At 61.9% G+C, this 25959-nt stretch carries 20 protein-coding genes and 1 pseudogene; 12 read left to right on the plus strand and 9 right to left on the minus strand.

Going from position 1 to position 25959, the window contains the following annotated elements; genetic code table 11:
• Positions 1–42: 42 nt before the first annotated feature.
• The 3 genes from groL to soxR all read right to left on the minus strand — a co-directional run bounded on the left by groL (position 43) and on the right by soxR (position 2767).
• Positions 43–1686, minus strand: a complete 1644-nt coding sequence (groL, locus tag NKH19_RS12790; protein WP_352871541.1) for a chaperonin GroEL — start codon at positions 1684–1686, stop codon at positions 43–45.
• Between the two features lie 50 nt (positions 1687–1736).
• A complete protein-coding gene (locus NKH19_RS12795; RefSeq protein WP_352871542.1) occupies positions 1737–2051 on the minus strand; it encodes a co-chaperone GroES in 315 nt (104 codons plus the stop codon).
• 281 nt (positions 2052–2332) lie between these two features.
• Entirely contained in the window at positions 2333–2767 is a 435-nt protein-coding gene (soxR, locus tag NKH19_RS12800) for a redox-sensitive transcriptional activator SoxR (RefSeq protein ID WP_352871544.1), read from the minus strand.
• Between the two features lie 84 nt (positions 2768–2851).
• Here soxR and NKH19_RS12805 point away from each other — a divergent pair, with 84 nt between their 5' ends.
• From NKH19_RS12805 to NKH19_RS12820, 4 genes are all read left to right on the plus strand, one after another.
• Positions 2852–3574 carry an SDR family NAD(P)-dependent oxidoreductase gene (locus NKH19_RS12805; protein ID WP_352871545.1) on the plus strand — a complete coding sequence of 241 codons (723 nt, stop codon included), beginning with the start codon at positions 2852–2854 and terminating at the stop codon, positions 3572–3574.
• Entirely contained in the window at positions 3571–4665 is a 1095-nt protein-coding gene (locus NKH19_RS12810; protein WP_352871547.1) for an S-adenosylmethionine:tRNA ribosyltransferase-isomerase, read from the plus strand. Before NKH19_RS12805 ends, NKH19_RS12810 begins: the two co-directional genes overlap by 4 nt.
• Before the next feature lie 300 nt (positions 4666–4965).
• Positions 4966–6060: a branched-chain amino acid ABC transporter substrate-binding protein gene (locus tag NKH19_RS12815; protein ID WP_352871549.1), complete on the plus strand. Its 1095-nt coding sequence runs from the start codon at positions 4966–4968 to the stop codon at positions 6058–6060.
• A gap of 80 nt (positions 6061–6140) precedes the next feature.
• Positions 6141–8603 carry an adenylate/guanylate cyclase domain-containing protein gene (locus tag NKH19_RS12820; RefSeq protein WP_352871602.1) on the plus strand — a complete coding sequence of 821 codons (2463 nt, stop codon included), beginning with the start codon at positions 6141–6143 and terminating at the stop codon, positions 8601–8603.
• Positions 8604–9004: 401 nt separating this feature from the next.
• On the opposite strand, the pseudogene NKH19_RS12825 reads toward NKH19_RS12820, so the two are convergent.
• From NKH19_RS12825 to NKH19_RS12850, 6 genes and pseudogenes are all read right to left on the minus strand, one after another.
• Positions 9005–9232: pseudogene (locus tag NKH19_RS12825) on the minus strand (SOS response-associated peptidase family protein); the annotation flags it as partial.
• 267 nt (positions 9233–9499) lie between these two features.
• Complete coding sequence (locus NKH19_RS12830) at positions 9500–10570, minus strand: tartrate dehydrogenase (RefSeq protein ID WP_352871551.1); 1071 nt, start codon at positions 10568–10570, stop codon at positions 9500–9502.
• A gap of 475 nt (positions 10571–11045) precedes the next feature.
• Complete coding sequence (locus NKH19_RS12835; protein WP_352871553.1) at positions 11046–11936, minus strand: carbohydrate ABC transporter permease; 891 nt, start codon at positions 11934–11936, stop codon at positions 11046–11048.
• 1 nt (position 11937) lies between these two features.
• On the minus strand, positions 11938–12789 hold the full coding sequence (locus tag NKH19_RS12840; protein ID WP_352871604.1) for a carbohydrate ABC transporter permease: 852 nt from the start codon (positions 12787–12789) through the stop codon (positions 11938–11940).
• A gap of 195 nt (positions 12790–12984) precedes the next feature.
• A complete protein-coding gene (locus NKH19_RS12845; RefSeq protein WP_352871554.1) occupies positions 12985–14310 on the minus strand; it encodes an ABC transporter substrate-binding protein in 1326 nt (441 codons plus the stop codon).
• Positions 14311–14345: 35 nt separating this feature from the next.
• Positions 14346–15428: an ABC transporter ATP-binding protein gene (locus NKH19_RS12850; protein WP_352871556.1), complete on the minus strand. Its 1083-nt coding sequence runs from the start codon at positions 15426–15428 to the stop codon at positions 14346–14348.
• Positions 15429–16061: 633 nt separating this feature from the next.
• Between NKH19_RS12850 and NKH19_RS12855 the strand changes: the two genes are divergently transcribed.
• The 8 genes from NKH19_RS12855 (at position 16062) to NKH19_RS12890 (ending at position 25519) form a co-directional block, all read left to right on the plus strand.
• A complete protein-coding gene (locus tag NKH19_RS12855) occupies positions 16062–17693 on the plus strand; it encodes an ABC transporter ATP-binding protein (RefSeq protein ID WP_502910922.1) in 1632 nt (543 codons plus the stop codon).
• A 264-nt stretch (positions 17694–17957) separates the two neighbouring features.
• On the plus strand, positions 17958–18449 hold the full coding sequence (locus NKH19_RS12860) for a MarR family winged helix-turn-helix transcriptional regulator (RefSeq protein ID WP_023758780.1): 492 nt from the start codon (positions 17958–17960) through the stop codon (positions 18447–18449).
• The gene (locus NKH19_RS12865; RefSeq protein WP_352871560.1) at positions 18446–19165 is read left to right on the plus strand and encodes an SDR family NAD(P)-dependent oxidoreductase; all 720 of its coding nucleotides are present in this window, start codon (positions 18446–18448) and stop codon (positions 19163–19165) included. The genes NKH19_RS12860 and NKH19_RS12865 overlap by 4 nt, the downstream gene beginning before the upstream one ends.
• A 2-nt stretch (positions 19166–19167) precedes the next feature.
• The gene (locus tag NKH19_RS12870; protein ID WP_352871562.1) at positions 19168–20499 is read left to right on the plus strand and encodes an NAD(P)/FAD-dependent oxidoreductase; all 1332 of its coding nucleotides are present in this window, start codon (positions 19168–19170) and stop codon (positions 20497–20499) included.
• Between the two features lie 59 nt (positions 20500–20558).
• On the plus strand, positions 20559–22229 hold the full coding sequence (locus NKH19_RS12875; protein ID WP_352871564.1) for a peptide ABC transporter substrate-binding protein: 1671 nt from the start codon (positions 20559–20561) through the stop codon (positions 22227–22229).
• Between the two features lie 107 nt (positions 22230–22336).
• Positions 22337–23287 carry an ABC transporter permease gene (locus NKH19_RS12880; protein WP_352871566.1) on the plus strand — a complete coding sequence of 317 codons (951 nt, stop codon included), beginning with the start codon at positions 22337–22339 and terminating at the stop codon, positions 23285–23287.
• 10 nt (positions 23288–23297) lie between these two features.
• Complete coding sequence (locus NKH19_RS12885) at positions 23298–24185, plus strand: ABC transporter permease (protein WP_352871567.1); 888 nt, start codon at positions 23298–23300, stop codon at positions 24183–24185.
• Between the two features lie 11 nt (positions 24186–24196).
• Positions 24197–25519, plus strand: coding sequence for an NAD(P)/FAD-dependent oxidoreductase (locus NKH19_RS12890; protein WP_352982222.1), 1323 nt, complete (start codon positions 24197–24199; stop codon positions 25517–25519).
• Positions 25520–25959 lie beyond the last annotated feature (440 nt).

Consider the following 25959-nt stretch of genomic DNA (forward strand, 5'->3'; position numbering starts at 1 on the left):
TCGCTGGCCTTCCGTCGTCCTGGCTATAGTTTCAGGCGCCGCTCAGTAGTCCATTCCACCCATTCCGCCCATACCTCCTGCCCCACCCACAGCGGGCGCATCCTTCTGCGGAATGTCCGCGATCATTGCTTCAGCGGTGATCAGGAGCGCGGCAATCGAGCCGGCATCCTGCAGGGCCGTCCGAACGACCTTGGCGGGGTCGACGATACCGGCCTTGATCATGTCGACGTAGAGTTCGGTCTGAGCATCGAAACCTTGATTGTGATCCTTGCTGTCCATGAGTTTCCCAACGACGATCGAGCCTTCGACGCCGGAATTCTCGGCGATCTGGCGGATCGGCGCCTCGAGCGCCCGCAGCACGATCGAAATGCCGGCATTCACATCGGCATTGGCGCCGGTCAGCCCGTTGAGGGCCGACCTAGCGCGCAGGAGTGCTACACCGCCGCCGGGAACGATGCCTTCTTCCACTGCGGCGCGCGTGGCGTTCAGCGCATCATCGATGCGGTCCTTCTTTTCCTTGACTTCCGTCTCGGTGGCGCCGCCGACGCGAATGACGGCAACGCCGCCGGCGAGTTTCGCCAGCCGCTCCTGCAGCTTTTCCTTGTCGTAGTCGGAGGTGGTTTCCTCGATCTGCCCCTTGATCTGGGAGATGCGCGCCTGGATGGTGGCCTTCTCGCCGGCACCGTCGATGATCGTGGTGGTGTCCTTCTCGATGAGGACGCGCTTGGCGCGGCCGAGCATGTCAATGGTGACGTTTTCGAGCTTGATGCCGAGGTCTTCGGAAATCATCTGGCCGGCGGTGAGCACCGCGATATCTTCCAGCATGGCCTTGCGGCGGTCGCCGAATCCCGGCGCTTTGACGGCCGCGACCTTCAGGCCGCCGCGCAATTTGTTGACCACCAGGGTCGCCAGCGCTTCGCCTTCGACGTCCTCGGAGATGATCAGCAGTGGCTTGCCGCTCTGCACCACCGCTTCGAGGATCGGCAGCATCGCCTGCAGATTGCCGAGCTTCTTTTCATGGATGAGGACGTAAGGGTCCTCCAGTTCGGCGCGCATCTTTTCGGCATTGGTGACGAAATAGGGCGAGAGATAGCCACGGTCGAATTGCATGCCTTCGACGACATCGAGTTCGGTCTCGGCGGTCTTGGCTTCCTCGACGGTGATCACGCCCTCATTGCCGACCTTGTTCATCGCCTTGGCGATCATGGCGCCGACCGACGCGTCGCCATTGGCGGCGATCGTACCAACCTGGGCGATCTCGTCCGAAGATTTGACTTTCCTGGCCCAGGCTTGAATGTCCTTCACCACGGCAGCCACAGCAAGATCGATGCCGCGCTTGAGATCCATCGGGTTCATGCCGGCGGCAACGAATTTGGCGCCCTCGCGCAGGATCGAAGCGGCCAGCACCGTGGCGGTGGTGGTGCCGTCACCGGCCAGGTCGTTGGTCTTCGAGGCCACTTCACGGACCATCTGCGCGCCCATGTTCTCGAACTTGTCGGCAAGCTCGATTTCCTTGGCGACGGCGACCCCGTCCTTGGTGATGCGCGGCGCGCCATAGGCCTTGTCGATGACGACGTTGCGCCCCTTGGGACCGAGCGTGACCTTCACCGCATTGTTGAGGATCTCGACACCGCGCAGCATGCGGTCGCGCGCATCGGTAGCGAATTTGATTTCCTTGGCAGACATGATTTTACGTCCAGTTCAGTCTAGAAATTAGCAGAGCGCAAATCGCCCGGTCAGGCGGCTTTCTTGGCCGCTTTGGTTTTCTCGACGATGCCCATAATGTCGCTCTCCTTCATGATCAGAAGGTCCTCGCCGTCAATCTTGACCTCGGTGCCGGACCACTTGCCGAACAAGATGAAGTCGCCGGCCTTGACGTCGAGCGGGATCAGCTTGCCGCTTTCGTCGCGCGCGCCCGGCCCGACGGCGATCACTTCGCCTTCCTGCGGCTTTTCCTTGGCGGTGTCGGGAATGATGATTCCGCCCTTGGATTTTTTGTCGCCTTCCGCCCGCCGAATGACGACGCGGTCGTGGAGTGGTCGGAATTTCATTGGGGTTCTTTCTGCCGCCGCACACTGAGCGACTGCAACGCTTAACATAGCCCCTTTGGCACTCGAATGATAGGAGCGCCAAATTTTCCAGGCTTGCCTGGCGACGCGTCGGCGCGTTCAACGGCGCATATTGCTATTCACTCGATTGCAAGGCCGTCGAGCGGTGGAGAAAGTCAGCGACGAACAATACCGCCGCTGAACCTTACCGGGGCCGCAGCGTCTCGCACTTGGCGAAGTCTTGCGCTGCCGAGTTCTGCAATAGTGACAGGCACGCTGCCAACTCACCCCAGCCAATACCTCGGCCCCGGCCCCTTGCGTCCTGCCATATCGGCAGGGTTCGCAAGGCTACACCGGTCGATCGACAGGCAGCCGCAACCGATGCACTCGGTAAGCCCCGACCTCAGGCGCTGCAACTCGGCGATGCGCTGGTCGATGTGCTTGGTCCACTGGCCCGATAACCGCGACCAATCCCGACGCGACGGCACGCGATCGGCTGGCAACTTGGCCAGCTCGGCGCCGATCTCCTCAAGCGTCAGCCCAATTCGCTGCGCGAAGACGATGAAGGCGATCCGGCGCAGCACGGATCGCGGGTAGCGCCTGTGTCCCGAGCCGGCCCGCTCGGACGCGATCAGCCCGCGCTCCTCGTAGAAGCGCAGGGCCGATGATGCGACGCCGCTGCGCCGCGCCACGTCGGTGATGGTCAGCATGGAATCCATGCATGAACGAAAGCACAATTCCCGCTTGACTTCAAGTTAACTTGAACTTGTAGCAAGGGCATACGGATTAAAGGAGCATTGGCAATGCAGACGAATATCGAACTTCAGGGACTTCGCGTGGCGGTCACGGGCGGCACCTCCGGGCTCGGAGTGGCGCTTGTGCGGCAGCTGGCCGCGCAGGGTGCGTGCGTGGCCTTCGTCGCTCGCGCCGCCGCGAATGTCGCACGCATCGCTGACGAGACGGGCGCGCACGGCATTGTCGGCGACGTCGGCAAGAAGGAGGACATCTACCTGATCGCGTTGCAGGTCACTGCCGGGCTCGGCGGGCTCGATGTCCTGATCAACAATGCCTCAAGCCTCGGCCCTGTCCCTCTGGCGCTCCTTGCCGATACCGAGTGCGAGGAGCTGGAAACGGCGCTCGCGGTCAATCTCGTCGGCGCGTTCCGGCTGACGAAAGCTCTGTTCGGTGCGCTTGCCGCGTCCGCGCGCGAGGGCCGCGGCGCGCTGGTCATCAACATTTCCAGCGACGCCGCGGTGAACGCCTATCCCGGCTGGGGAGCATACGGCGCGAGCAAGGCCGCTCTTGCCCATCTGACGGCGATTTGGGACGAGGAGGCGAAAGCAGACGGCATCCGGCTCCTCGCGCTTGACCCCGGCGACATGGACACCCCACTGCACGCGCTCGCGATCCCTGATGCTGATCCGGCGACCTTGAAGCGCCCCGAGCAGGCAGCTGCCGAGATCATCGAAAAGATGCTCGACGCGTTGCCGGTCCGCTCTATGCTTCTCGCCGGAGCACATGGATGATTGCCGCCGATCGTCCCGATCGGCGCTCCGCCAGGCTGTTCGTCGTCGAGGCGGACGGCATGATGCGCGACCTACGGCGCGCTGGACTCGCGACGCTGTTCAACCCCGGCGATCTGGTCGTCGCCAATGACGCCGCGACCTTGCCTGCCAGCTTGCACGGCACGCATGTTCCAAGCGGTGAGGCGATCGAGATCCGCCTGGCGGGCTGGCTGTCACTTCCCGACCCAACCCGTTTCGTGGCGATTGCCTTCGGTTCGGGCGATCACCGCACGCGCACGGAAGACCGGCTGCCTCCACCTCCGCTGTCACCAGGCGATCGCCTCCGGCTCGGCTCGCTTGACGCTGTCGTCGAGCGCCTTCTCGACCATCCACGCCTTCTCGAGTTGCACTTCCCAGGCAACCGCGCAGCGGTGCTTGCAGGACTGGCGCAGCACGGCCAGCCGATCCAATACGCGCATGTTCCCGAGCCGTTGGCACTGTGGGATGTTTGGACGAAGATTGCCGCCGGGCCGGTCGCGTTCGAGGCGCCGTCGGCAGGCTTCGCGCTCGACTGGCGCACGCTCCAAGCCTGGCGTCGGCACGACGTTGGCTTTGCAACACTCACGCATGCTGCGGGCGTCTCTTCCACCGGCGATCCCGCGCTCGACTCGCGCCTTCCCTTCGACGAGCCATACCGCATCCCTGGGCGCACCGCGGCGCAGGTCGCGCGGGCGAAGCTGCGCGGCAGCCGCATCATTGCGATCGGCACGAGCGTAGTGCGCGCACTTGAGGCAGCCGCCAATCCCGGCGGCAATGTGCGTGCCGGAAATGGCATTGCGACAGGGCGCATCGCGCGGGGCACGCGGCTTCGCGTGGTCGATGCGATTCTCACAGGCGTCCACCAGCCCGGCGAAAGCCATTTCGAACTCCTGCGCGCCTTTGCCGATGATGCTCTGCTCGCCAAGGCCTCCGCAGCCTTCACCGCGTATCGATACCGCGCGCATGAATTCGGCGATTCCATGCTGCTCAATCGCCAACCGCTGCTTCTATCGCGCGAACGGAACCGTGCCGAGGTGCTCGAGACGAAGCCTCTACTCGAGGCGTGGCTATGATGTCGGCAGGTTCGGTGGCATTTCGGGCGCTCGGCGCGCGAGAAGGTCGGAGCTATGTTGCAGCGGATGAAGATTCGGAATTTGACCCAATCACGACGCTCCCTCCGGTCAGCGGCAACGTCCGGATTTGGCGCGCGATTCCGACCTCAGCGAACGAAGTTATGACAAGCCATTCCAGTTTATGATCGCTCCGCCAAAAATTGGGTGTGCGCTGCAATAGCAGCCGAGATAGTCGCGCTTGCCGAAGGGGCTGTCGGCTCTGACGGGATTGGCGTAAGCTATAGTTAAGGGGGTGCACACATGCACCGCATCATCGCCATAGCGATCGTCGCGCTCGCGGCCGCGTTCAGCTCCGCGCGAGCGGAGGTGCTGATCGGCGTCTCGGCTGCGATGACGGGACGGCTCGCCTGGATCGGCGAGCAGGGACAGCGCGGCGCGGAGATGGCAGTGGCCGACGTCAACACGGCGGGCGGCGTGCTCGGCCAGAAGGTGAGGCTCATTTCCGTCGACGACTTCTGCGATCCCGAGCAAGCTGTGGCGGCCGCCAAGAAGCTGGTGGCTGACGGGGTCGTGCTCGTCGTCGGGCATTATTGCTCCGGGGCCTCGATCCCCGCATCAAAAGTGTACGAGGAGGCGGGCGTCGTTGAGATATCTCCAGGCTCGACCAATCCGCAGCTGACCGAACAGGGCCGCGCCAATGTCTTTCGCACCATTGGCCGCGACGACGCGCAAGGTATCGTCGCCGGCAACTACCTTGCCGATCGCTGGGGCAACAAGAAGATTGCGATTCTCCACGACAACTCGACCTATGGGAAGGGTCTCGCCGACGAGACCAGGAAGCAGCTAAACAAGCGGGGCGTGACTGAGGCCGTTTACGACGCATACATTCCCGGGAAGGACGACTATTCGGCCGAGGTCGCTGCGTTGCAGACCGCCGGCGTCTCCGCCTTATATGTGGGTGGGTATCATGCCGAGGTTGCGCTGATTGCTCGCGCTGCACACGACAATGGCTACACGGTTCAGCTCATATCCGGAGATGCTTTGGCGACCGAGGAATTTGCCCTGATCGCCGGCCCCGCGGCGGAGGGGACCCTCTTCACGTTCCCGGCGGACCCGAGGCGAAGCCCCGAAGCGGCCGCGGTCGTTGAGCAGTTCCGTGCGGAGAATTTCGAACCCGCGGGCTACACGCTGTTGAGCTACTGCGCGGTCCAGGTTTGGGCCCAGGCAGTCTCGAAGGCAGGTTCGCTGGAGCACAAGGCCGTCATTGCGGCACTGCACGAACAGGAATTCGACACCGTCATCGGCCGGGTTGATTTCGACGACAAGGGCGACCTCACGAAGCAGAGCTGGGTTTGGTACGTCTGGCGCGGCGGAGAGTACGTGCCGGTTGAATAGGATTCGCTGATCGCCGGCGTGCCGGCTGAGATGTCTAGTCGATGCAGACCAGAGTGGCCGAACTGTCGCGACTCACCGAGATGCTTGAACGCCTCGGCATACGCGGCCGGCTGTTGCTCGCCTTTTTCGGGATCAGCGCCCTTGCGGTGCTGGCAACCGCTGCGGCGCTTTATGCCTTCCTCCAGGTTGGCGACGTCGTCGACCGAATTACCACGGATCGAGTGCCGTCGGCGCTCGCCTCCCTCCAGCTTTCGCGCCAAGCCGAACGGGTCGCTGCTGCCGCGCCATCGGTGCTGGCAGCGACAAGCAGGGCTCAGCACAGCGAGGTCTCGGCTGCCGTGGCGCTCGAGATGTCCCGCCTCGAGGCCCTGCGCACGGACCTCCGTGATGCCACGTTGGGCACAGTGCCTTTGGCCGAGATCGAGGAAGCCGTGATTGTTCTGAGGCGCAACCTGAAGGAGCTCGACTCTCTTGTTGTCGCCCGGCTCGACGTGGTCGCCCGCAAGGAGGAGCTCCTGAATCGCCTCGCCGCGACGACGACCGGAAGCCAGCGCCTTGTCGCCACCAGCATCCTAGTGATGGATTCCAGGCTTCCGCAATGGCGGGCGGTCGCGGCCGACACGTCGCTGTCGCCCGATCGACGCGCAGCGGCGATGACCGACCTGGTCCAGGCGATTGCGGCCTACATCCCCCAGCAGAAGGCGCAGTTGGAGATCTCGGCGGTCAACGACGCGCTGGTGAAGGTCGCGAACGCGCCGACGCCGGGCGACCTGGCGTTGATCCTTTTTCCGCTACGCCGTTCGCTCACTGCTCTTGAAAAGGTTTCCACGGAGATCGACGAAAAGCTGCGGACCCGCTTCCGGCAGCGTGTCGACGAATTCAAGGGTTTGACCGACGGCGAGGACAGCATCCCCAAGGCGCGGGAGGACGAGTTCGCTGTCCTGGCACAGGGCGAAAGGCTTCTGGTCGAGAACAATCGACTGTCGCGCAATCTCACCGCTGGCGTCGATCGCCTGGTCGCCACCGCAGACCAGGAGATCGCTGCGTCCGGTCGCGAAGCCGCGCTCGTCCAGCGCTACGGCACCGCGGTTGTGCTCGGCTCCGCCTTCCTCAGCCTCCTGAGTTCGGTTCTGGTTGTCTGGCTCTATGTCGACCGCAGCCTCCTCGCCCGACTGGGGGCCGTGAGCCAGGGCATGCTCGCGATTGCGGGGGGCAACCTTCGTGCGCCGCTGCCAGCCGCGGGCAGCGACGAAATCGGGCGCATGGCCGAAGCGCTGAGACTCTTCCGGGATACTGCTGTCGAGGTCGAGGAAAAGAACCTGCGCGAAATAGCGGAAGCTCGCCAGCGGCTCATCGATGCCATCGAAAGCATCTCCGAAGGATTCGCTCTGTACGACCGGGAGGACCGGCTCGCCCTCAGCAACAGCCGCTACCGCGAATTGCTCTACACCGGTCTGGAGACCGAACTGACGCTCGGCACGACATTCGAGCAAATCATTCGCCGATCCGCTGAGCGCGGCTACATCAAGGACGCCGAGGGGCGGGTCGAGGAGTGGGTCGCCGAGCGCCTCTCGCGGCACCGCAACCCTGGCGAACCTTGGGTGCAGCGGCGAGGCGACGGGCGATGGGTCATGATCAGCGAGCGGCGGATCAGCGCCGGCGGCACGGTCGCCGTCTATTCGGACATCACTGAGCTGAAGCAAAGGGAGGAGAACCTAGCCGAGAAATCCGTGGTTCTGGAGGCGCTTTCCAGCAAGCTGGCGAAGTATCTGGCGCCCCAAGTGTATCGCTCGATATTCACCGGCCGCCAGGAGGTCAGGATCGCCAGCCAGCGGAAGAAACTGACAATATGCTTCTCCGATATCGCCGGCTTTACGGAGACCACTGACAAAATGGAATCCGAGGATCTCACCCAACTCCTCAATCACTATCTGACGGAAATGTCGAAAATAGCTTCGGATCACGGCGCGACGATCGACAAATATGTCGGCGACGCGATCCTGATGTTTTTCGGCGATCCCGAGACTCGCGGCGTCAAGGAGGACGCGCTGGCTTGTGCGCAGATGGCACTTGCAATGCAAAAGCGGATTAGCGAGCTTGCCGAAGTCTGGCGGGACATGGGGATCGAAACACCGCTGCGCTGTCGCATCGGCATCCATACCGACTACTGCACCGTCGGTAACTTCGGCAGCGAGGACCGGATGGACTACACGATAATCGGCGGCGCCGTGAATCTCGCCTCGCGCCTGGAGCAGGAGGCGCCGCCGGGGGCCATCCTCATTTCCTACGAGACGTTTGCGCAAGTGAAGGACTCAATCGACTGTGAGGAACTGGGGCACGTCCAGGTCAAGGGGATTGCCTATCCCGTGGCCACCTACCGCGTCATCGATCTGAAGGCCAATCTGGCGGCCGCTCGTCGTGCCGTTCGAACCGAGCTGCCGCACTTCAGGCTGGAACTTGAACCGGAGCTTATGTCCCCTGACGAGCGTGACGATGCCGCCACTGCACTTCGAGACGCGCTGGATCGGCTTTGTCACAAGTAGGGCTTGGTCCACAACGACCCTCCCAATGGACGCAAGGAGTGGGATGTGGGACGCCGCTCATGCGATGCAGAGCACCAGATGCATGAAGGCTTCCGGTCGCTCCGAGTCCCAATCGGGTAAAAGCGCGCCGCTTAATTGCGAAGTTCTGCCAGGAACGAGGACTTAAGCACCAAACGCGGCAGGTGCAGGCGATATGGCCGAACGGAGAATACCTTTCGGCTCCATTGTTTCAGTGATGCCGCGTCTGCAAAGGCGTTCCTTGATCACTTCGAGGGGCAGATATTCTATCCGAAACGGGATCGAGAGAATGGAAAGGTTCGGGGCGTCTGGCGCCGCACCGGCGAATACACGCCGGTTCTCGATCTCGGTCCCCTCAGCGTGCCGGAGATTACGCAGCTAAATCACGAACTTTCGGGGCGAACTTTCTCCACCGAAAGCGATCCGGATGGAAGCGGGCGCAAGAGCTCGGCGTCAGGCTTTGTTAAATTGATCCAGGCAGCCCAATTCTCCGGCTGAAGGACGACCACCTGTCGGTTGTGATATGGCGCGACATCCCGCCCGGGATCGGTCGTCAGCATGGTGAAGGTGGGCGGCTTGTTGCCGACAGCTTCACCCCCAGCGACGGCCATGATGCCAGTTCGATCGCGTCGCCTCGCTGCGGGGGATACGAAATCACTGTCGCCGCGAGGTCCGCAATGAGAGGGGTGTCGTGGGAGCATCGCATGCTATGGCTTTCGCAGGCCCGGCAACAAACTTTGGATGCTCAGCGAATTGCGTTGTCGCTTGCGCGAATGAGCTTCAGACCTGACCGATGCTAGATTTTTCTGTTCTGTGTAATTCCTGTTGCCAACGCATCATCCGGCCCGCCCCATTGTTAAAAATCTGCCAAAGTAGTGCTAGTTGGAGCGAAGTGCCTCGATCACGGCGGCCGTGACCGCTGCCGTGCTCGCAGCACCACCAAGATCCGGGCTAAGAAACTCTCCACGGTCGGTGACGATCTCGATCGCCACCATAAGGCGACGTGCTGCAGCCACCTCCCCGAGATGGTCGAGCATCAGGCTTGCCGTCCAGAACGATCCAATAGGATTTGCAATGCCCCTGCCGGCGATATCGAAGGCCGAACCGTGGATGGGCTCGAACATGGACGGATGCCTGCGAGACGGATCGATGTTCGACGTCGCGCCAACGCCAAGAGAACCGCCAAGCGCAGCAGCCAGATCGGAAAGGATGTCGGCATGGAGGTTGGTCGCTAAAACCGTGTCGATACTGTCGGGCTTGTTGACCATTCGCTGGGTCATGGCGTCGACTAGCATCCAATCGACAGTCAGACTGGGGTAGTCGCGAACCACCTCGCGAACGACTTCGTCCCAGAGCACCATGCCATGGCGCTGTGCATTCGACTTTGTCACCACTGTCAGCAGCTTTCGGGTCCGTGACGAGGCAAGGTCGCAGGCAAACCGGGCGATTCGTTCGATGCCGGTGCGGGTAAAGACAGCGACATCCATGCCAACCTCGATCGGCAGGCCGCGATGGACGCGACCGCCGACGCCAGCATATTCGCCCTCGCTGTTTTCGCGGACGATCACCCAGTCTATCTGCTTGCCGAGTTCGGACCGCAGCGGACCGGTCAGTCCAGGAAGGAGGCGCGTCGGCCGCACATTGGCGTACTGGTCTAACCCCTGGCAGATGGCCAGGCGCAGACCCCAAAGCGTGATATCGTCGGGGAGATTAGGGTCGCCGACCGAGCCGAAATAGATCGCATCGAAGGCCTTAATCTGGTCAAGGCCATCGCGCGGCATCATGCGGCCGTTGCCGCGATAGTAATCAGAACCCCAGTCGAAGCGCTTGAAATCGAAGGCAAGACCTGGTTCGGCAACAGTCAAGGCTTCTAGCACCTTCACCCCAGCCTCGACGACCTCCGGTCCAATACCGTCACCACCGATGACAGCGATCATATGCGAGGACATTCCCAGGCTCCTTTTCGATGACAGCGACGATAGCGCCGGTCATTCCTTCGGTATCGGCGGTGCCCCTGAATATATCGCCTATCGCCGTTCGCGTTTGGGGCCGCGTGGGCGCGCAAATCTTGCTCGGTCATGCCGTCCCTGGTCATTCCGTGGCGGTGACCTCGACCGGACTCCCCGTCTGGCTGGTCCCGATTGGCTTCGAAAACCCGCAGTAATGGGATTCAATCCCGGCATCGCTTGAAGACGGTGTCCAATTTTCAAAAAAGGCTGGAAGGTCACGCAAGGCGGTTCCATCTTACCCATTTGGCGTCAGTCAGGACAAATCGTCCCATTCAGCCTGAATCACAAACAAGCCAAAAGCCGATTCCTAAATCTCGACAGGACTTAGCACGAGGCCGAGGTAGGTTCGTTGAAAAGGATACCAAGCCTGCGGTGTTTCTACGGGGCGGCTTCGGAAGGCGACCGTAGCAAAGCCTCACTCCTTCACTGCCCCTGTCATCGAGGAGACGTAGTGTTCGACAAAGAATGAATAAAGCACCACCACCGGCAGAGAGCCGATCAGTGCGCCTGCCATCAGCGCTCCCCATTCATAGACGTCCGAGCGCACGAGTTCGGTAAGCACGCCGACCGGGACGGTTTTGTTTTCGGACGACTGGATGAAGGTCAAGGCGTAGATGAACTCGTTCCACGACAGGGTGAATGCGAAGATGCCCGCGGAAATCAGGCCCGGCACCGACAGCGGCAGCACGATCTTGGTGAGGATCTGCCAGCGGCTCGCTCCGTCGATCAGCGCGCATTCTTCCAGTTCGAACGGGATCGAGCGGAAGTAACCCATCAACAGCCATGTGCAGAACGGGATGAGGAAGGTCGGGTAGGTAAGGATCAGAGCGAACGGCGTGTCGTAAAGGCCGAGGTTGAACACCATTACCGACAATGGAATGAACAGGATTGAGGGCGGCACGAGATAGGCCAGGAAGACCGCCAGACCAACCTGGCGCGCCCCGGAAAACCTCAAGCGTTCGATCGCATAGGCCGCAAACACCGAAGCAAGCAGCGACAGGAACGTGGCGGCAGTTGAGATGAGGATCGTGTTGAGCAGCCAGCCGGGGTAGGACGTCTCGAAGAGAAGATAGCGTATATGCTCCAATGTCGGATGCACGACCCAGAACGGGTTGAAATTCGCATAATCCGTCATCTCGAGATTGGGTTTCACCGCCGTGATCGTCATCCAGTAGAACGGGAACAACAGCACGATGACGAATACCAGCAGCGGCAGATAGACGGTCACTACGCGCCGGGGCAGGCTCTGAAGATAACCCATGCCGCCCTCGTCTGTGTCCGGACGGTTGCTTTCGATCGCGGCCATGTCAGTCTCCGCCGCCCTGCTGCCATTTGCGGCGCTGCAGGCCGAAATAGCTGAACAGGATTGCCGCAAGCAGGAATGGGATCATGGCCACCGCGATCGCGGCGCCCTCGCCAAGCTGGCCTCCGGAGATGCCTCGCTGGAACGACAGCGTCGCCATCAAATGGGTGGCGTTAACCGGCCCGCCGCGGGTCAGCACATAAATCAGCTGGAAATCGGTGAAGGTGAAGAGCACCGAAAACGTCATGGTGATGGCGATGATGGGTGTAAGCAACGGCAACGTCACGTGGCGGAACAATTGCCAACGGTTGGCACCGTCAAGCGTCGCGGCCTCGTAGAGCGACTGCGGAATCGTCTGCAGGCCTGCAAGCAGAGTGATCGCCACGAACGGAATGCCGCGCCAAACATTGGCGGCGATGACCGACGCCCGCGCGTTCGTCGGATCGCCGAGGAAATTGATGCGATGGTCGATAAGGCCCATCTGCTGCAGGGCCCATGATAGGATCGAGAACTGCGCATCGTAGATCCACCAGAAGGCGATGGCCGACAGCACCGTCGGCACTACCCACGGCAGCAGGACGATCGCGCGGAAGAACGATTTGAAGGGCAGGTTTTGATTGAGAATGAGCGCCAACCAGAGGCCAAGCGCGAATTTCAGGATCGAGGCGCTGATCGTGTAGAGCAAGGTGTTGAAGACGGAGAGCCAGAAGACGGCGTCGCTCCAAAGATACTCGTAGTTCTCGAGGCCAATGAAGATGCCGGGGCGGCCGATGCGGGCATCGGTGAAGCCAAGCCAGACGCCGAGGCCGAGCGGATAGGTCAGGAAGACAAGCAGTAGTGCCGCCGCCGGCAGCATGAAGCCGAAGCCCAGCGCGTTCCGGCTTTCGGCCCAGCGCGATAGAATCCGCGACAGGTTCGAAGAACGCGGCTGAATGGCAGCTGACGGCACGGCCATGGGGTCGGCTCCTGTTGAGGTCTTATTGATCGGCCGGAACAGCCTTGACGCAGTCCGAAGCCAGCCGGACAGCCCTGCCGCCCGGCTGAGCCCGGCTCAAACGCGATAGTAGCGGTTTGCGCGCTTCTCGGCCTCTTCCATCGCCTCTTGCGGCGTCGCCTGGCCGGTCACGGCCTTGGCGAACATATCGACTAGCACATAGTCGGCCATGGTTGCCGCCGAGGCATAGCCTAGCGGCCCGGCATAGCCGTTAGGTCGAAGCGTCGCCGAGGCTTTCGCGTAGGCAGCGTTGTTGGGGTCGGCCGTCCATACAGGATTGTTATCGAACGCTTTGAGCGTCTGGCAGCAATAGCCCGCCGAGGAAGTGATCCAGTCCGACATTTGCGGGTCCTCGAACATGAACTGCAGATAGGCTTTAGCCGCATTCGGGTAAGGCGTGTAGTCAAAGATGACGGCGGTGGTCACCTGGAACAGCTCGACGGATTTCCCGATGGGTCCGATCGGTAAGTTGGTCGTGCGCGTGTCCTTGGCGATTTCGGTCAGTTTCGGATCCTTGTCCTTGTTGATCTTGGCCGTGTTGTAGGCGGAAATGCCATTGGCGATCACGCTCAATTCGCCGGCCAAGTAGGCTCGGTTGTTGTTGACGTCGAGCCAGCTCTCGGTGCCGGGAATGAAAGTCTTGTAGAGCTGCTGGGCGTATTCGATCGCCTTCAGGGTCTCGGGGCTGTTGATCGTCACCTTGCCGCTCTCGTCGACCATCTGGCCGCCGTGGCTCCAAAGCAGCCAGTGCGCGTAGTTGTTGCCGTCGCCGACGCCATGGCCGTGCGTGAAACCGGCCGGATGTCCCTTCGCTTGCAGCGCTTTGCAAAGCTCGAGGAAGCCTTTCGTGTCTTTCGGGAATTCCGAGAAGCCAGCTTCCTTGACCCAGCTCTCGCGATAGACGATTGCATTGCCGATGGTGGCCAGCGGCAGGCCGATGAATTTTCCTTCCCGGGTCGCGTACTGCTTTGGCCCGTCATGCCAGCCGCCGTACTTCGACCCGAGATATTCGCCCAGCTCGGTCACGTCGTGCAGCTTGTCGGGATATTGGTGTGGATCGTCGAACCAGACGAACATCAGGTCGGGGCCGGACCCGACATTGGCGGCGACTGCTGCCTTGGGGCGAATGTCCTCCCAGCTTTCCTTGTCGACGCGGACCTGGACACCGGTCGCTTCGGTGAATCGCTTGGTGTTGGCCAGCCATTGATCTTCGTCGCCCTGGACGAAGGGTGACCAGCGCAGCAGCCTAAGCTTGGCGCCGTCCTCGGGTTTGTATTTCGGTCCCTCCTGGGCATAGGCGGGCGAGCTGATGAACCGGCTTCCCAAGGCGCCCGCCGCCGCGGCGGCGGTGGTGCGGATTACGTCGCGTCTGGTGAACCTCATGCTTGTCTCCTCCTGTCGATTCCTCGTAGTGGTCCTTATTGCCTGCTGCGCGTTTCCAATCGTTGCCCGGTCTCGCCGCTGAAAAGGTGAATGAGTCCCGGCTCGGCGGCGAGCTGGATGGTTTCGCCAGGCGTGAAAGAATGGCGCTCTCGAAAATTGGCGACGATCTCGTCACCCCCGGAAGTGCGGCCGATGAGCTGCACCTCCGACCCGGTCGGTTCAACCACCACGACGGTGACGGGAATGCCTTGGTCCGACAGCCGCAAATGCTCGGGCCGTATTCCCAGAACCACTGGCCCGCTGCTGCCGATGGGAAGTGGCGCGGCGAGCGGCACCGAAATGCCGCCGGCGCCGCGAAAGGACGGCGGGCCGTCGGTTGCGATTTCGCCCTTGAGCAGGTTCATTGCGGGCGAGCCGATAAAGCTAGCGACGAAGAGGTTGTTCGGCCTGTCGTAGAGTTCCAGCGGCGGTCCGATCTGCTCGACGACGCCGTCATGCATGACGACAATCTTGTCGGCCATGGTCATGGCCTCGATCTGGTCGTGCGTGACATAAACCGTCGTGGTCTTCAGGCGCTGATGCAGTTCCTTGATCTCGGCGCGCATCTGCACCCTGAGTTTGGCGTCGAGATTGGACAGCGGCTCGTCGAAGAGGAAAACCTGCGGATCGCGCACGATCGCCCGGCCCATGGCGACGCGCTGGCGCTGGCCACCGGAAAGCTGGCGAGGATAGCGCGACAGCAGCGGCATAAGCCCGAGGATTTCGGCCGCCCGGCGAACGCCGGCATCGCTTTCTGTCTTGGAGACACCTTTGAGCATCAGCGAGAACGCCATGTTCTCGGCGACTGTCATGTGCGGGTAGAGCGCATAATTCTGGAAGACCATAGCGACGTCGCGTTCCTTGGGCGCAACGTTGTTGACGACACGTTCGCCAATCGCGATCTGGCCGCGTGAAATCTTTTCCAGGCCGGCAATCATTCTGAGAAGAGTCGATTTTCCGCAGCCCGAGGGCCCGACCAGCGTGACGAATTCGCCGTCTTTTATATCGACGCTGACGCCGTGTAGAATCTCGACGGACCCGAATGATTTGTAGACTTCGCCAATTGCGACAGACGCCATCGATTTCCTCCCGAATGCTTCCTGCGACGTCGTCGAAGGAAACCGCTTCGTGTCTGGTCCGCGACAGCCCCAGGCTCCCCTCCCCTGCTCACGCGACGTGGAAACGGTAGCGGTACCAAACCGGGCTGTAAAGCGTTTACTCCAGCCGCAGGTGCACGGGACTTTCGCCGTGGTGCCCGACCGCCGGCCGCGCCTGTACCCCTTGGCGCCGGTCTCGTCTTTAGGGGCATCTATTCCGGCCGCGGCGTCGCTATATCGCTGTCACTTGGCCAGGAAATCGGTCGCTGGTCAGCGGTCGGCGCACGGACGAGCAGATGCCGCTGCCGGTTACGAACATGAAGCCAGTTCCGTTCCATCCGATCGCAGTGCAGGTCGCCAACCGCATGCATGCCTGGAACCGCATCCAGGATCGCCCTTCTTGATAAAATCATAGGCCGACGATACTGATTTCGCGCACTGGTGGTTGGCATGGTCCAGTTAGGGACCGCTTACCACGCGACTTCAGGCGCCAATGGTTCGTCGGCTAGTCGACGAATGAAATAGTCGTCGGGGCTTGCGCTGATGGCAGGACGTGCGGCTAGTATGCTGTCAGATCATTGGACTTTGAAGGGCCAAGCAATGCCGCCGAGCGAAATGACCACCCACGAGCCGAGCGAGCAAACTGTTCTCTCTGTTCGAAATCTGACCGTCCGCCTGCCAAACAACATGGAGCGGGAGAACGCCGTCGAAAACATTTCCTTCGACATGCGGAAGGGTGAGATGCTCTGCATCGTCGGCGAATCCGGCTCCGGCAAGTCCGTCACCGCAAACGCGATCATGGGCCTGCTGCCGTCTTCGGTGCGGATCGCGCAGGGAAGCATCCGCTTCAAGGGTCACGATCTCGCCAGCGCCGGGGAAGACGTGATGCGCAGTCTGCGTGGCCGTTCGGTCTCCATCATCTTCCAGGATCCGCTTTCCGCGCTCAATCCGCTGATGACTGTCGGCCAACAGGTGGCGGAGGTCATGGAAGCACACCGGTCCGGCACCTCGGCGACCCGCGCCAAGGCGGTTGTCGACCTGCTTGGCGAAGTCGGCCTGCCGGAACCGGCGGTCTTGCGCCACCAGTATCCGTTCCAGCTCTCTGGCGGGCAACGCCAGCGCGTCATGATCGCCATGGCGCTGGCGCTCAAGCCTGATCTTTTGATCGCCGACGAGCCGACCACCGCTCTCGACGTCACCACCCAGGCGCAGATACTTGCCCTGATCCGGCGGCTGCAGCGCGAAAAGAACATGAGCGTCATGTTCATCACGCACGATTTTGGCGTCGTCGCGGAAATCGCCGATCGCGTCATCGTCATGGAGAAAGGCGCGATGGTCGAACAAGGCGCCGCCGCCGACGTGCTGGGCAATCCAAGCCATCCCTACACCAGGCGGCTGATCGCCGCCGTCCCGCATATGATCGAGAGCGAAACGAAGGCGCGCGAGGATACTCCGATCGCGCTGGCGGTGCAGAAACTCGACAAGACATATAGCCCGGGCATCGGCTTCTTCTCGAGGTCCCGCATCGTGCATGCCGTCAAGCAGGTCAGCTTCGAGGTTCGGCAGGGCAGAACGCTCGGCATCGTCGGCGAGTCCGGCTCGGGGAAATCGTCGCTGGGCCGCGTCCTGCTGAAACTCCTGAACAGCGACGGAGGCAGCATCCTGTTCGACGGCAAGGATATCGCGGCGCTTTCGGACTCCGAGTTCCGACCGATGCGGCCGCACATCCAGATGATCTTCCAGGATCCGTTCGCCTCGCTCAATCCGCGCCAGACGATCGCCAAGATCCTCACCGTCGGCCCGATGGCGCACGGCCTGTCCGCTCCGGAAGCGCGCGCGAAGGCGCTGCGGCTGCTGCGTCTGGTCGGCCTCGACGAGGGTGCCTACGACCGCTTTCCGCACGAATTCTCTGGCGGCCAGCGTCAGCGGATCGGCATCGCACGAGCCCTGATGATGGACCCCAAGGTCCTGGTCGCCGACGAAGCGGTCTCGGCTCTTGATGTCTCCATCCAGGCGCAGATCCTCGATCTGCTGGCGAGCATCCAGGAAGAAATGAAGATCGCCATGATCTTCATCACTCACGACCTGCGGGTGGCAAGCCGGATCTGCGACGAAATTCTGGTGATGAACCGCGGCGAAGTCGTGGAGTGTGGCCCGCCGTCGCAGATATTCCGGTCGCCACATCACCCCTATACGAGGCAACTGATCTCCGCCATTCCCGGCAAGGAATGGATCCCGGCTGCTTGAGCCGCGGCCACCCTGAAGCTCTCCTCCCCTGAACAATAAATGACCATGCCGACAAAGGCGCGGCCGCATGTCTGCTCCTTGATCAGGCTGCCGATGCGTGCCGCGCCGGTCTCCTGCTGAGTAGAATAGTTGCGTTTGTCCACTAAAAGTAGTTGCATTTATCCACTACTCGCTCAATCATACCCTGGAAGCCCTCGACAACCCCGGATGGGGCTGCGGCGATCTCGATGAAGGCTGTCCACGACAGCCTCTGGAGAGTGTTCGATGCCGGTGAAGAAGAACAAAGGTCCGCCTTATCCTGTCGAGACGGTCGGGCTGGATGTCCTCGAAGACACGTTGAGCTTCTATATCCGCAGCATCAACATAGCGCTTTCACGCGATCTTGATGACCGGCTGGAAGGTCTCGATGTTGCCCGGGGAACGGGCAAGATCACCACACTGCTCCTTGTCGACAGCCATCCAGGAATACGGCCCTCGGTCATCGCGCAGCTCATCATGCGCGATCGCTCCGCCATGGGCAGGCTGGTCGACCAGATGATCGATCACGAACTGATCACGCGTCAGGCTGCACCGGACGATGGACGCGCACAGGAGCTCCACATCACCCAAAAGGGGGCAGACCTCGCCCGCAAGGTGCGCAAGATCGCCACCAAGCAATCCAGCGATTTCTTCGCCGATGTGCCCGAGAAAGACCAGAAGCGTCTGCTGGACATATTGCGGCGTGTCTACCGCCGCACCGCGGGACTCGACCAATGAGGAAACCCGCAGGAATCCGAACCGGCCAGCGTGTGGCACTCGTGTCCGGTGCCAGCCGCGGCATCGGTGCGGCTTGCGCCCGGCACCTGTTCGAGACGGGCTGGACATTGTCGCTGGGCATGCGCGAATCGGTGCAGCCCGACTGGGCCGATAGCGAACGCGTCCGCCTGTTCCCGTACGATGCCGCGGAAGCCGGCAGTGAACAGACGTGGGTCGACGGCACCATTGATGCCTTCAACCGGATCGACGCGGTTGTCGCCAGCGCCGGCATCATGATTCCGAAGTCGGTCATCGACATCGACGACGCGGATCTCGATCTGATGTTCGAGATCAACGTCAAGGCTCCGCGCCGTCTGGTGCGCGCGTCATGGGCGTCGCTTGCGGCGAGCCCCGCGGGCCGGGTGATCATACTGGCCTCATTGTCTGGCAAGCGGGTCAAGTCCGTGACCGCGGGCTCCTACTCGATCTCCAAATTTGCCGCAGTCGCGCTGTCCCACGGCATCCGGCAGGCGGGGTGGGACCTCGGAATTCGGGCCACGGCCGTCTGTCCCGGTTTCGTCGCCACCGACATGGCCCGCGGCGTCACCGATCGCTCCGATGCGCTGATGACCGATCCGGACGACCTCGCACGGATCATCGGCTTGCTTCTCGATCTGCCCGATCATGCGAGCGTCGCGGAATTTTCCATCAATTGCCAGCTCGAGGAGTCCTACTGAGCATGCCCGGACCGTTCGTCGTCCCCGTCCATGGAGATACCGAGCTGCCAAAGGAGGTCGACTGTGTCGTCGTCGGCGGCGGCATCATCGGCACCGCGACGGCACTTGAACTGGCCGAGACAGGCTTGCGGGTCGCCCTGTGCGAGAAGGGCGAGATCGGACAGGAACAGTCCAGCCGCAACTGGGGCTGGGTTCGCATTTCCCGGCGGGATCCACGCGAGGTTCCGCTGATGGCGGAGGCCTTGCGCATATGGGCGAGGCTCTCCGAACGGACCGGACGAGACACTGGCTATGCCCGGGCCGGAATTGTGTTCACATGCGCGGACGACAAGGAATACGAACAGCACGAGCGCTGGGGACGCCATCTCGAAGGCTATCAGTTCGAGTCGCGAATGATCGGCGCGGGTGAACTGCGTGACCTCCTCCCCGGCTCCAATCTCGACGTCAAAGGGGCGCTCTACACGCCCGCCGACGGTCGCGCCGAGCCCCAGAAGGCCGCGCCTGCAATTGCCGAAGCCGCACGCGACCGCGGCGCCGCCATACTGACGGAATGCGCCGTGCGCGGCGTGGAGACGACGAACGGCGCCGTCTCGGGCGTCGTGACCGAACGCGGCTTCATTGCCTGCAAGGCGGTCGTCCTTGCCGGAGGGGTCTGGTCGAACCTGTTTTGCGGAACGCTTGGTCTCAACCTGCCGCAGTTGAAGGTCATGAACACGGTTCTTCGCACGACGCCGGTCGAGAACGGGCCGGACCAGGCCGTGTGGGCAAACAACTTCGCCATACGCAAGCGCCAGGACGGTGGCTACACCGTCGCCTCCAGCATGAGCAATGTCGTCGACATCGTGCCGAACTCCTTTCGCTATGCGCGCGATTTTCTTCCGGCCTGGAAGACAGAGTGGCGATCGCTGCAATTCCGCCTGGGCGGTCGTTTCCTAGACGAGGCAAGGATGCCGACCCGCTGGGCGATGGATGAGGCGAGCCCCTTCGAATACTGCCGCGTGCTCGATCCAAAGCCTTCCAAGAAAAGCTCGGAGCGCGTCCTTGCAAATGCCCGCATAGCATTTCCGGTTCTGGAAAAGGCACAGGTGGCGCAGCGCTGGGCCGGCTATATCGACGTCACGCCCGACGCCATTCCCGTCATTTCGGCCGTCGACAGCGTTCCCGGCTTCCATGTGGCGACCGGTTTCTCGGGCCATGGTTTCGGCATCGGCCCCGCGGCAGGCAGGCTGATGGCCGATATCGTCACCGGACGGCCGCCGATCGTCGATCCCAAGGACTTCCGGTGGTCGCGGTTCTCGGACGGATCGAAGGTCGCGCCGATCACTGGATTATAAGCGCTCCGACAAGAGAGCGTGACGCAGCGAAAGTGGAACACTATGAAAAGGAGCCTCCAATGTCAGACAAGAGCAGCAGCATAATCTTTCGACCGACGCGTCGTCAGGCGCTTGGAATGGCAATCGCCGGTGCCGCCGGCCTCACCATGCCCAACCTGACGGGAGCAGGCAGGGCCTTTGCGGCAACCCCGCCGAGCGAACCCAAGGGACAGGTGATCGTCGGGTTTTCCCAGGAGCCCACCGTCTTCAACCCGCATTTGCCCCATATCGAGGTCGACGAGGGCATTCACTTCAGCGTCTTCGATCCGCTGTTTGGTGTCGATCCCAAGGGCAATTTCTTCCCCGCGCTCGCCAAGGAGGTGCCTACCGTCGAAAACGGCGGCATCTCGGCCGACGGGCTCGAGTGGCACGTCAAGCTGCGCGACGACGTGAAGTGGCATGACGGACAGCCGTTCACCGCCGAGGACGTTAAGTTCACGCTCGAACTGCTGGTCGACCCGAAGTTTCGCAGCTGGCGACGCGCCGGCCACGAACTTGTCCAGGACCTGACTGTCGTCTCGCCAACCGAGATCAAGTGGAAGATGAAGGAGCCTTACGCGCCCTACCCGTCGATCCTGGCCGCGACCTTCATCGTTCCCAAACATGTGCTCGGTGCGGCGGAGGACAAGAACACCGCGCCGTTCAACAATGCCCCGATCGGCACTGGCCCGTTCAAATGGGTGGAACGCATGGCCGGCGACCATATCGAACTGGCCGCCAACACCGACTACTTCGCCGACGGCCCCTACCTGAAGAGCCTGATCTACAAGTACATTCCGGATCTGACCGTTCTCTACACCCAGTTCAAGACCGGTGATATCGACGTCATCGGACTACAGTGGATCACAGCCGACCACTATGAGGAAGCCAAGGCATTGGGCGGAACGTCGGTCGCCGTCATTCCCGCCGCCACGGTCGAGTCGCTCAGCTTCAACATGGAGCGCCCGCAGTTCAAGGAACTCGCCGTTCGCCAGGCGCTGTATCATGCGCTGGACAAGAAAACGATCATCGACGCCCTCTACTACGGGCTGCCGGCCCCGACCGAAACCTACATGCCGCAGCAGTCCTTCTACTACAATCCGGATTTGCCGAAGCAGGAATACGACGTGGACAAGGCAAAGAAACTGCTGGACGACGCGGGGTGGGTCCCCGGAGCGGACGGCATCCGCGTCAAGGACGGTGTCCGCCTCTCGTTCAAGAACTCGACCACGGCGGGCAATCACATCCGCGAACAGGCGCAGCAGTTCATCCAGCAATCGTATCGCGACATCGGCGTCGAGGTGATGATCTCCAACCTGCCGCCAGCCGTGATGTGGGGCGACTACTGGATGAAGTCGGAATTCGATTCCGTCGTCGTCGGCATTAACTTCCTGACGGGCTCCGATCCCGACACGTCGGACTATCTCAGCTCGAAGTCGATTCCGGCCAAGGGTGGCGCCGGCCAGAACACCTGGCAGTATGCCAGCCCGGAGGTAGACAAGCTGCTCGGATCTGGCGGTGTCGAATTCGTGCCGGAGAAACGCAAGCAAGCCTACCTGAAGATCCAGGAGACCGTACGCAACGACCTGCCATTCCTGCCGATGTTCCAATACGCGACGGTGCGCGGACACAAGTCCGGTGTCGAAGGCGTCGAGCCGAACATCAATGTACGCATCGACTCCTGGGACGTGGCCACCTGGCAATGGGCATAGCCCGCGCAAACGAGGCCGGGCCGGTGATGACCGGCTCGGCCTGCATAGCCGACAAGGCGCCTCTGGCGCGACTGTATCCGACGGACACCAAAACGGAGACAACCGGCATGCTTCGCTATCTGCTGGGACGCTTCTGGCAAAGTCTCGTCCTGCTCCTGCTGGTCTCGGTGATCGGCTTTGCCGTCCTGAACCTGGCTCCGGGCGGACCGCTCTCGCAATTCACTCTCACGCCAGGAATGACGCAGGCCGATCTTGACCGGATCGCCACGCAAATGGGACTCAATCGCCCTCTTCCCATCCAGTACCTCGACTGGCTGAGCCACCTGCTTCGCGGTGACTGGGGTCATTCCTACCGGGACGGCAGGCCCGTGCTTGATATCATCTGGGAGCACCTTGTCGCGACATTGCTGCTGATGGGCGTATCGACCGCGATCGCCATCTTTGTGGGCACGTGGATAGGTGTCCTGGGCGCGCTTAGACGATACTCGATCTTCGACTACGCAGCGACGGTCGGCGCGATGGTGGCATTGTCGATCCCGACCTTCTGGTTTGGGTTGATCGCGATCTACATATTCTCGCTGCGGCTCAGATGGCTGCCGGCCGGCAACATGTACACGATCGGCAATGGCTCGCTCGGCGACTACGCGATCCATCTCATCATGCCGAGCATCGTTCTTGCGCTGGTCAATGTCGCCGTGTGGAGCCGCTACATGCGCACCGCCACGCTCGACGTCATCAGTCAGGATTTTGTCCGAACGGCCCGGGCCAAGGGGCTGAGTTCCCGGCGCGTATTGATCCGCCACATCCTCGGAAACGCCCTGCTGCCGATGATCACCCTGCTGGGGCTGCAACTGCCAACAATACTGGGTGGGGCGCTGGTGACGGAAACAGTCTTTACCTGGCCCGGCATGGGACGGCTGTTCCTCGATAGCCTCGGTTACAGCGACTACCCCGTCGTGATGGGTCTGCTGATGATGTCCGCGGTTCTTGTCCTGGTCGGCAATCTGGCCGCGGACCTCACCGTCGCATTCGTCGATCCGCGCATTCGATTGAGCTGAGGACGAAGAGATGACCCAGTCGGATTTCCTCATCCCCACCCACGCCAGGCACCGCTGGTGGCAAAGCCGCTCCGTGCGCCGATTTGCCCGTCACCGACTGGCGATGTTCGGCCTGGTGATGATCGTCGTTCTGGTGCTGGCCTGCGTCCTCGGCCCCTTGCTGCTGCCCTTTGACGATCTCTACATCGATCTGCGTGGCCGGTTCTCGCCGCCGTTCACGGGCTATCATTTCTTCGGCACCGATCCGCTCGGCCGCGACATCGCGGCGCGCCTCTTCATGGCCGGACGCATTTCGCTCCTGGTCGGCTTCGCTGCGATGGTCATCAGCACGGTCTTTGGAACCGTGCTCGGGATCGCTGCCGGCTTCTTCGGCGGCCGCATCGGCACGGTGCTGATGCGTTTCGTCGACGCGATGCTGTCCTTTCCCAACATCTTCCTACTGCTGGCGATGGCGGCCTTCATCAAGCCGAGCCCGATCATGATCACTCTGATCATCGCGGCAACGAGCTGGATGGAAATCGCGCGCATCGTCGAGGCGGAAGTGCGATCGCTGCGCGAACGCGACTTCGTGGTCGCCGCCCGCATGCTCGGGCTCAGCAACAGCCACATCATGTTTCGCGAACTGCTGCCCAATGCGATCGGCCCGATCATCGTCGCGGCCACGCTTACCGTTGCCCGCGCCATCCTTCTGGAAGCCTATGTCAGCTTCCTCGGCTACGGCATCCAGCCTCCGCTGCCGAGTTGGGGCAACATGCTGAACGGCGCCCAGCAGTATCTCGACAGCGCGCCGTGGTTGGCAATCGTTCCCGGTGCCGCCATCACCCTGGCAGTCACCAGTTTCAACTTCATCGGCGACGGGTTGCGCGATGCGCTCGACGCACGAAGCGACATGCTGTGAAGCCGCCCGGAATGGCAAGGTTTTCACCGTTTGAAGTCTCGCTCTGGTATGCGACCGCGCCGCCGCCGCCAGAGACCAGCCCACTGCAAGGACGCAGGCGGGCGGACGTCTGCATCATCGGCGGCGGATACACCGGGTTGACCACCGCACTCGATCTCGCCCGTGACGGCATTGACGTCGTTCTGCTCGAAGCCCAGGAGATCGAGTTCGGCGGCTCGGGGCGCAATGCCGGCCACTGTACGCCAACCTTCACCCATTACAGCCTGCCCGAACTGCGTGCCATGCTGGGCGAGCCGTGGGCGGAAAGGCTGATCGCCCGGCAGACAGGAGCCAACGGACAAGTCGCAGGGATGATCGAGCGTTACGGCATCGATTGCGAATGGCAGCAGAATGGCTACGTCATGGGCGCGCTGACGCCAGGCGCCATCGCCAAGCTCGAGGTAAAGGCGCAGCAGTATAATGCCGTCGGCGCCAAGACGCGGGTGCTCGACAGACAGGCGACCGAGGAAATCACCGGCGGCCCGCGATATCATGGCGGCTGGTTTCATTCCGAGGCTGGTCACCTCAATCCATTGAGATACGCAAGAGGCCTGGCCGGTGCCGTCATGCAGGAAGGTGGCGCAATCCACACGGGATCGCCGGTCCGCGACGTCGTGCGGCAGGATGGTGCCTGGGCAGTGCACGCCGGCGAAGGAACCGTTGTCGCCGATAAGGTCATCTTTGCGACTGGCGCCTACACCGTCGACGGATGGCCCGGCCTCGACCAGACTTACAAGATCCAGAGTGTGTTCGTCGCCGCTAGCCAGCCGCTGACGGCCAGCGAACGCCAAACCATCCTGCCGCGCAACACGACGATGCATGACGGCCGCGGCGACATCTTTGTCTACAAGTACAATGCCGAGGGACGCATCGTCGCCTCGATGTTCCCGATGGGCCGTCGCGGAAGGGACATGGCGTTCACACACCGCCTCATGTCTGATCGGCTGCGCTGGCTCCATCCGCAGCTCAGCAGCGAGTTGAGATGGGAATATTTCTGGTTCGGCGAACTGGATATGCAGCAGCGCACCATCCCACGATTCTATGAGCTCGCGCCGGGCGTCGTCGCACTGACAGGACTGTCCGGTCGCGGCGTGCCGACCGGAAGCATGCTCGGCGGCATACTCGGCGAATGGGCGAAGGGCGTCCCTGAAAAAGACCTGTCGCTGAAGCTCGAACCACTCCGGCGGGCACCCTTCTTCATGTCGTTCGCTCCCGCCGCGATGTTACGGTACTATCGCGTCTCGGACTGGCTGCGGGCAAAGGCTAGCGGGTCCCAACTCCCACCCCACGCCTAGCCAGGGTCGAATGGAAGATTTCGCGACGCGCACCGCCGACAGGCGGCTGGTCCCTGCCCAGGACAGAGCGGAATCCGGCCGCCGTTCCAGTCCCTCGGCACGCCGCTCTGGTTTCGGACGCCACCGCGCCCTGAGACGACAGGCGCCATTTGGTTCGAGATCAATTGGCCGATCGCCCACAGATTGAGCCAACAACTTCAGATTGCTTTGAAATCCTGCCCAGACGAGCAGACTGCCGAACGTATCGGACTTACGCAATCGAAGACTTCAGTTGATGATGCAGAATCGGTAGTGAACGAGATGCCGAAAATCGTTGTCTTTTGTGCGGAAAAATACGCCGTAGCGCTCCGGACTACGCTAACGCCTACCGACTATCGAGACCAATCAGCGATTTTTCCACCTTGTGGCGTTCGATAGCGCGTCCAAACCGTCTCGAAAAG

The sequence above is a fragment of the Mesorhizobium sp. M1338 genome, assembly GCF_040318045.1.
GTDB lineage: Bacteria > Pseudomonadota > Alphaproteobacteria > Rhizobiales > Rhizobiaceae > Mesorhizobium.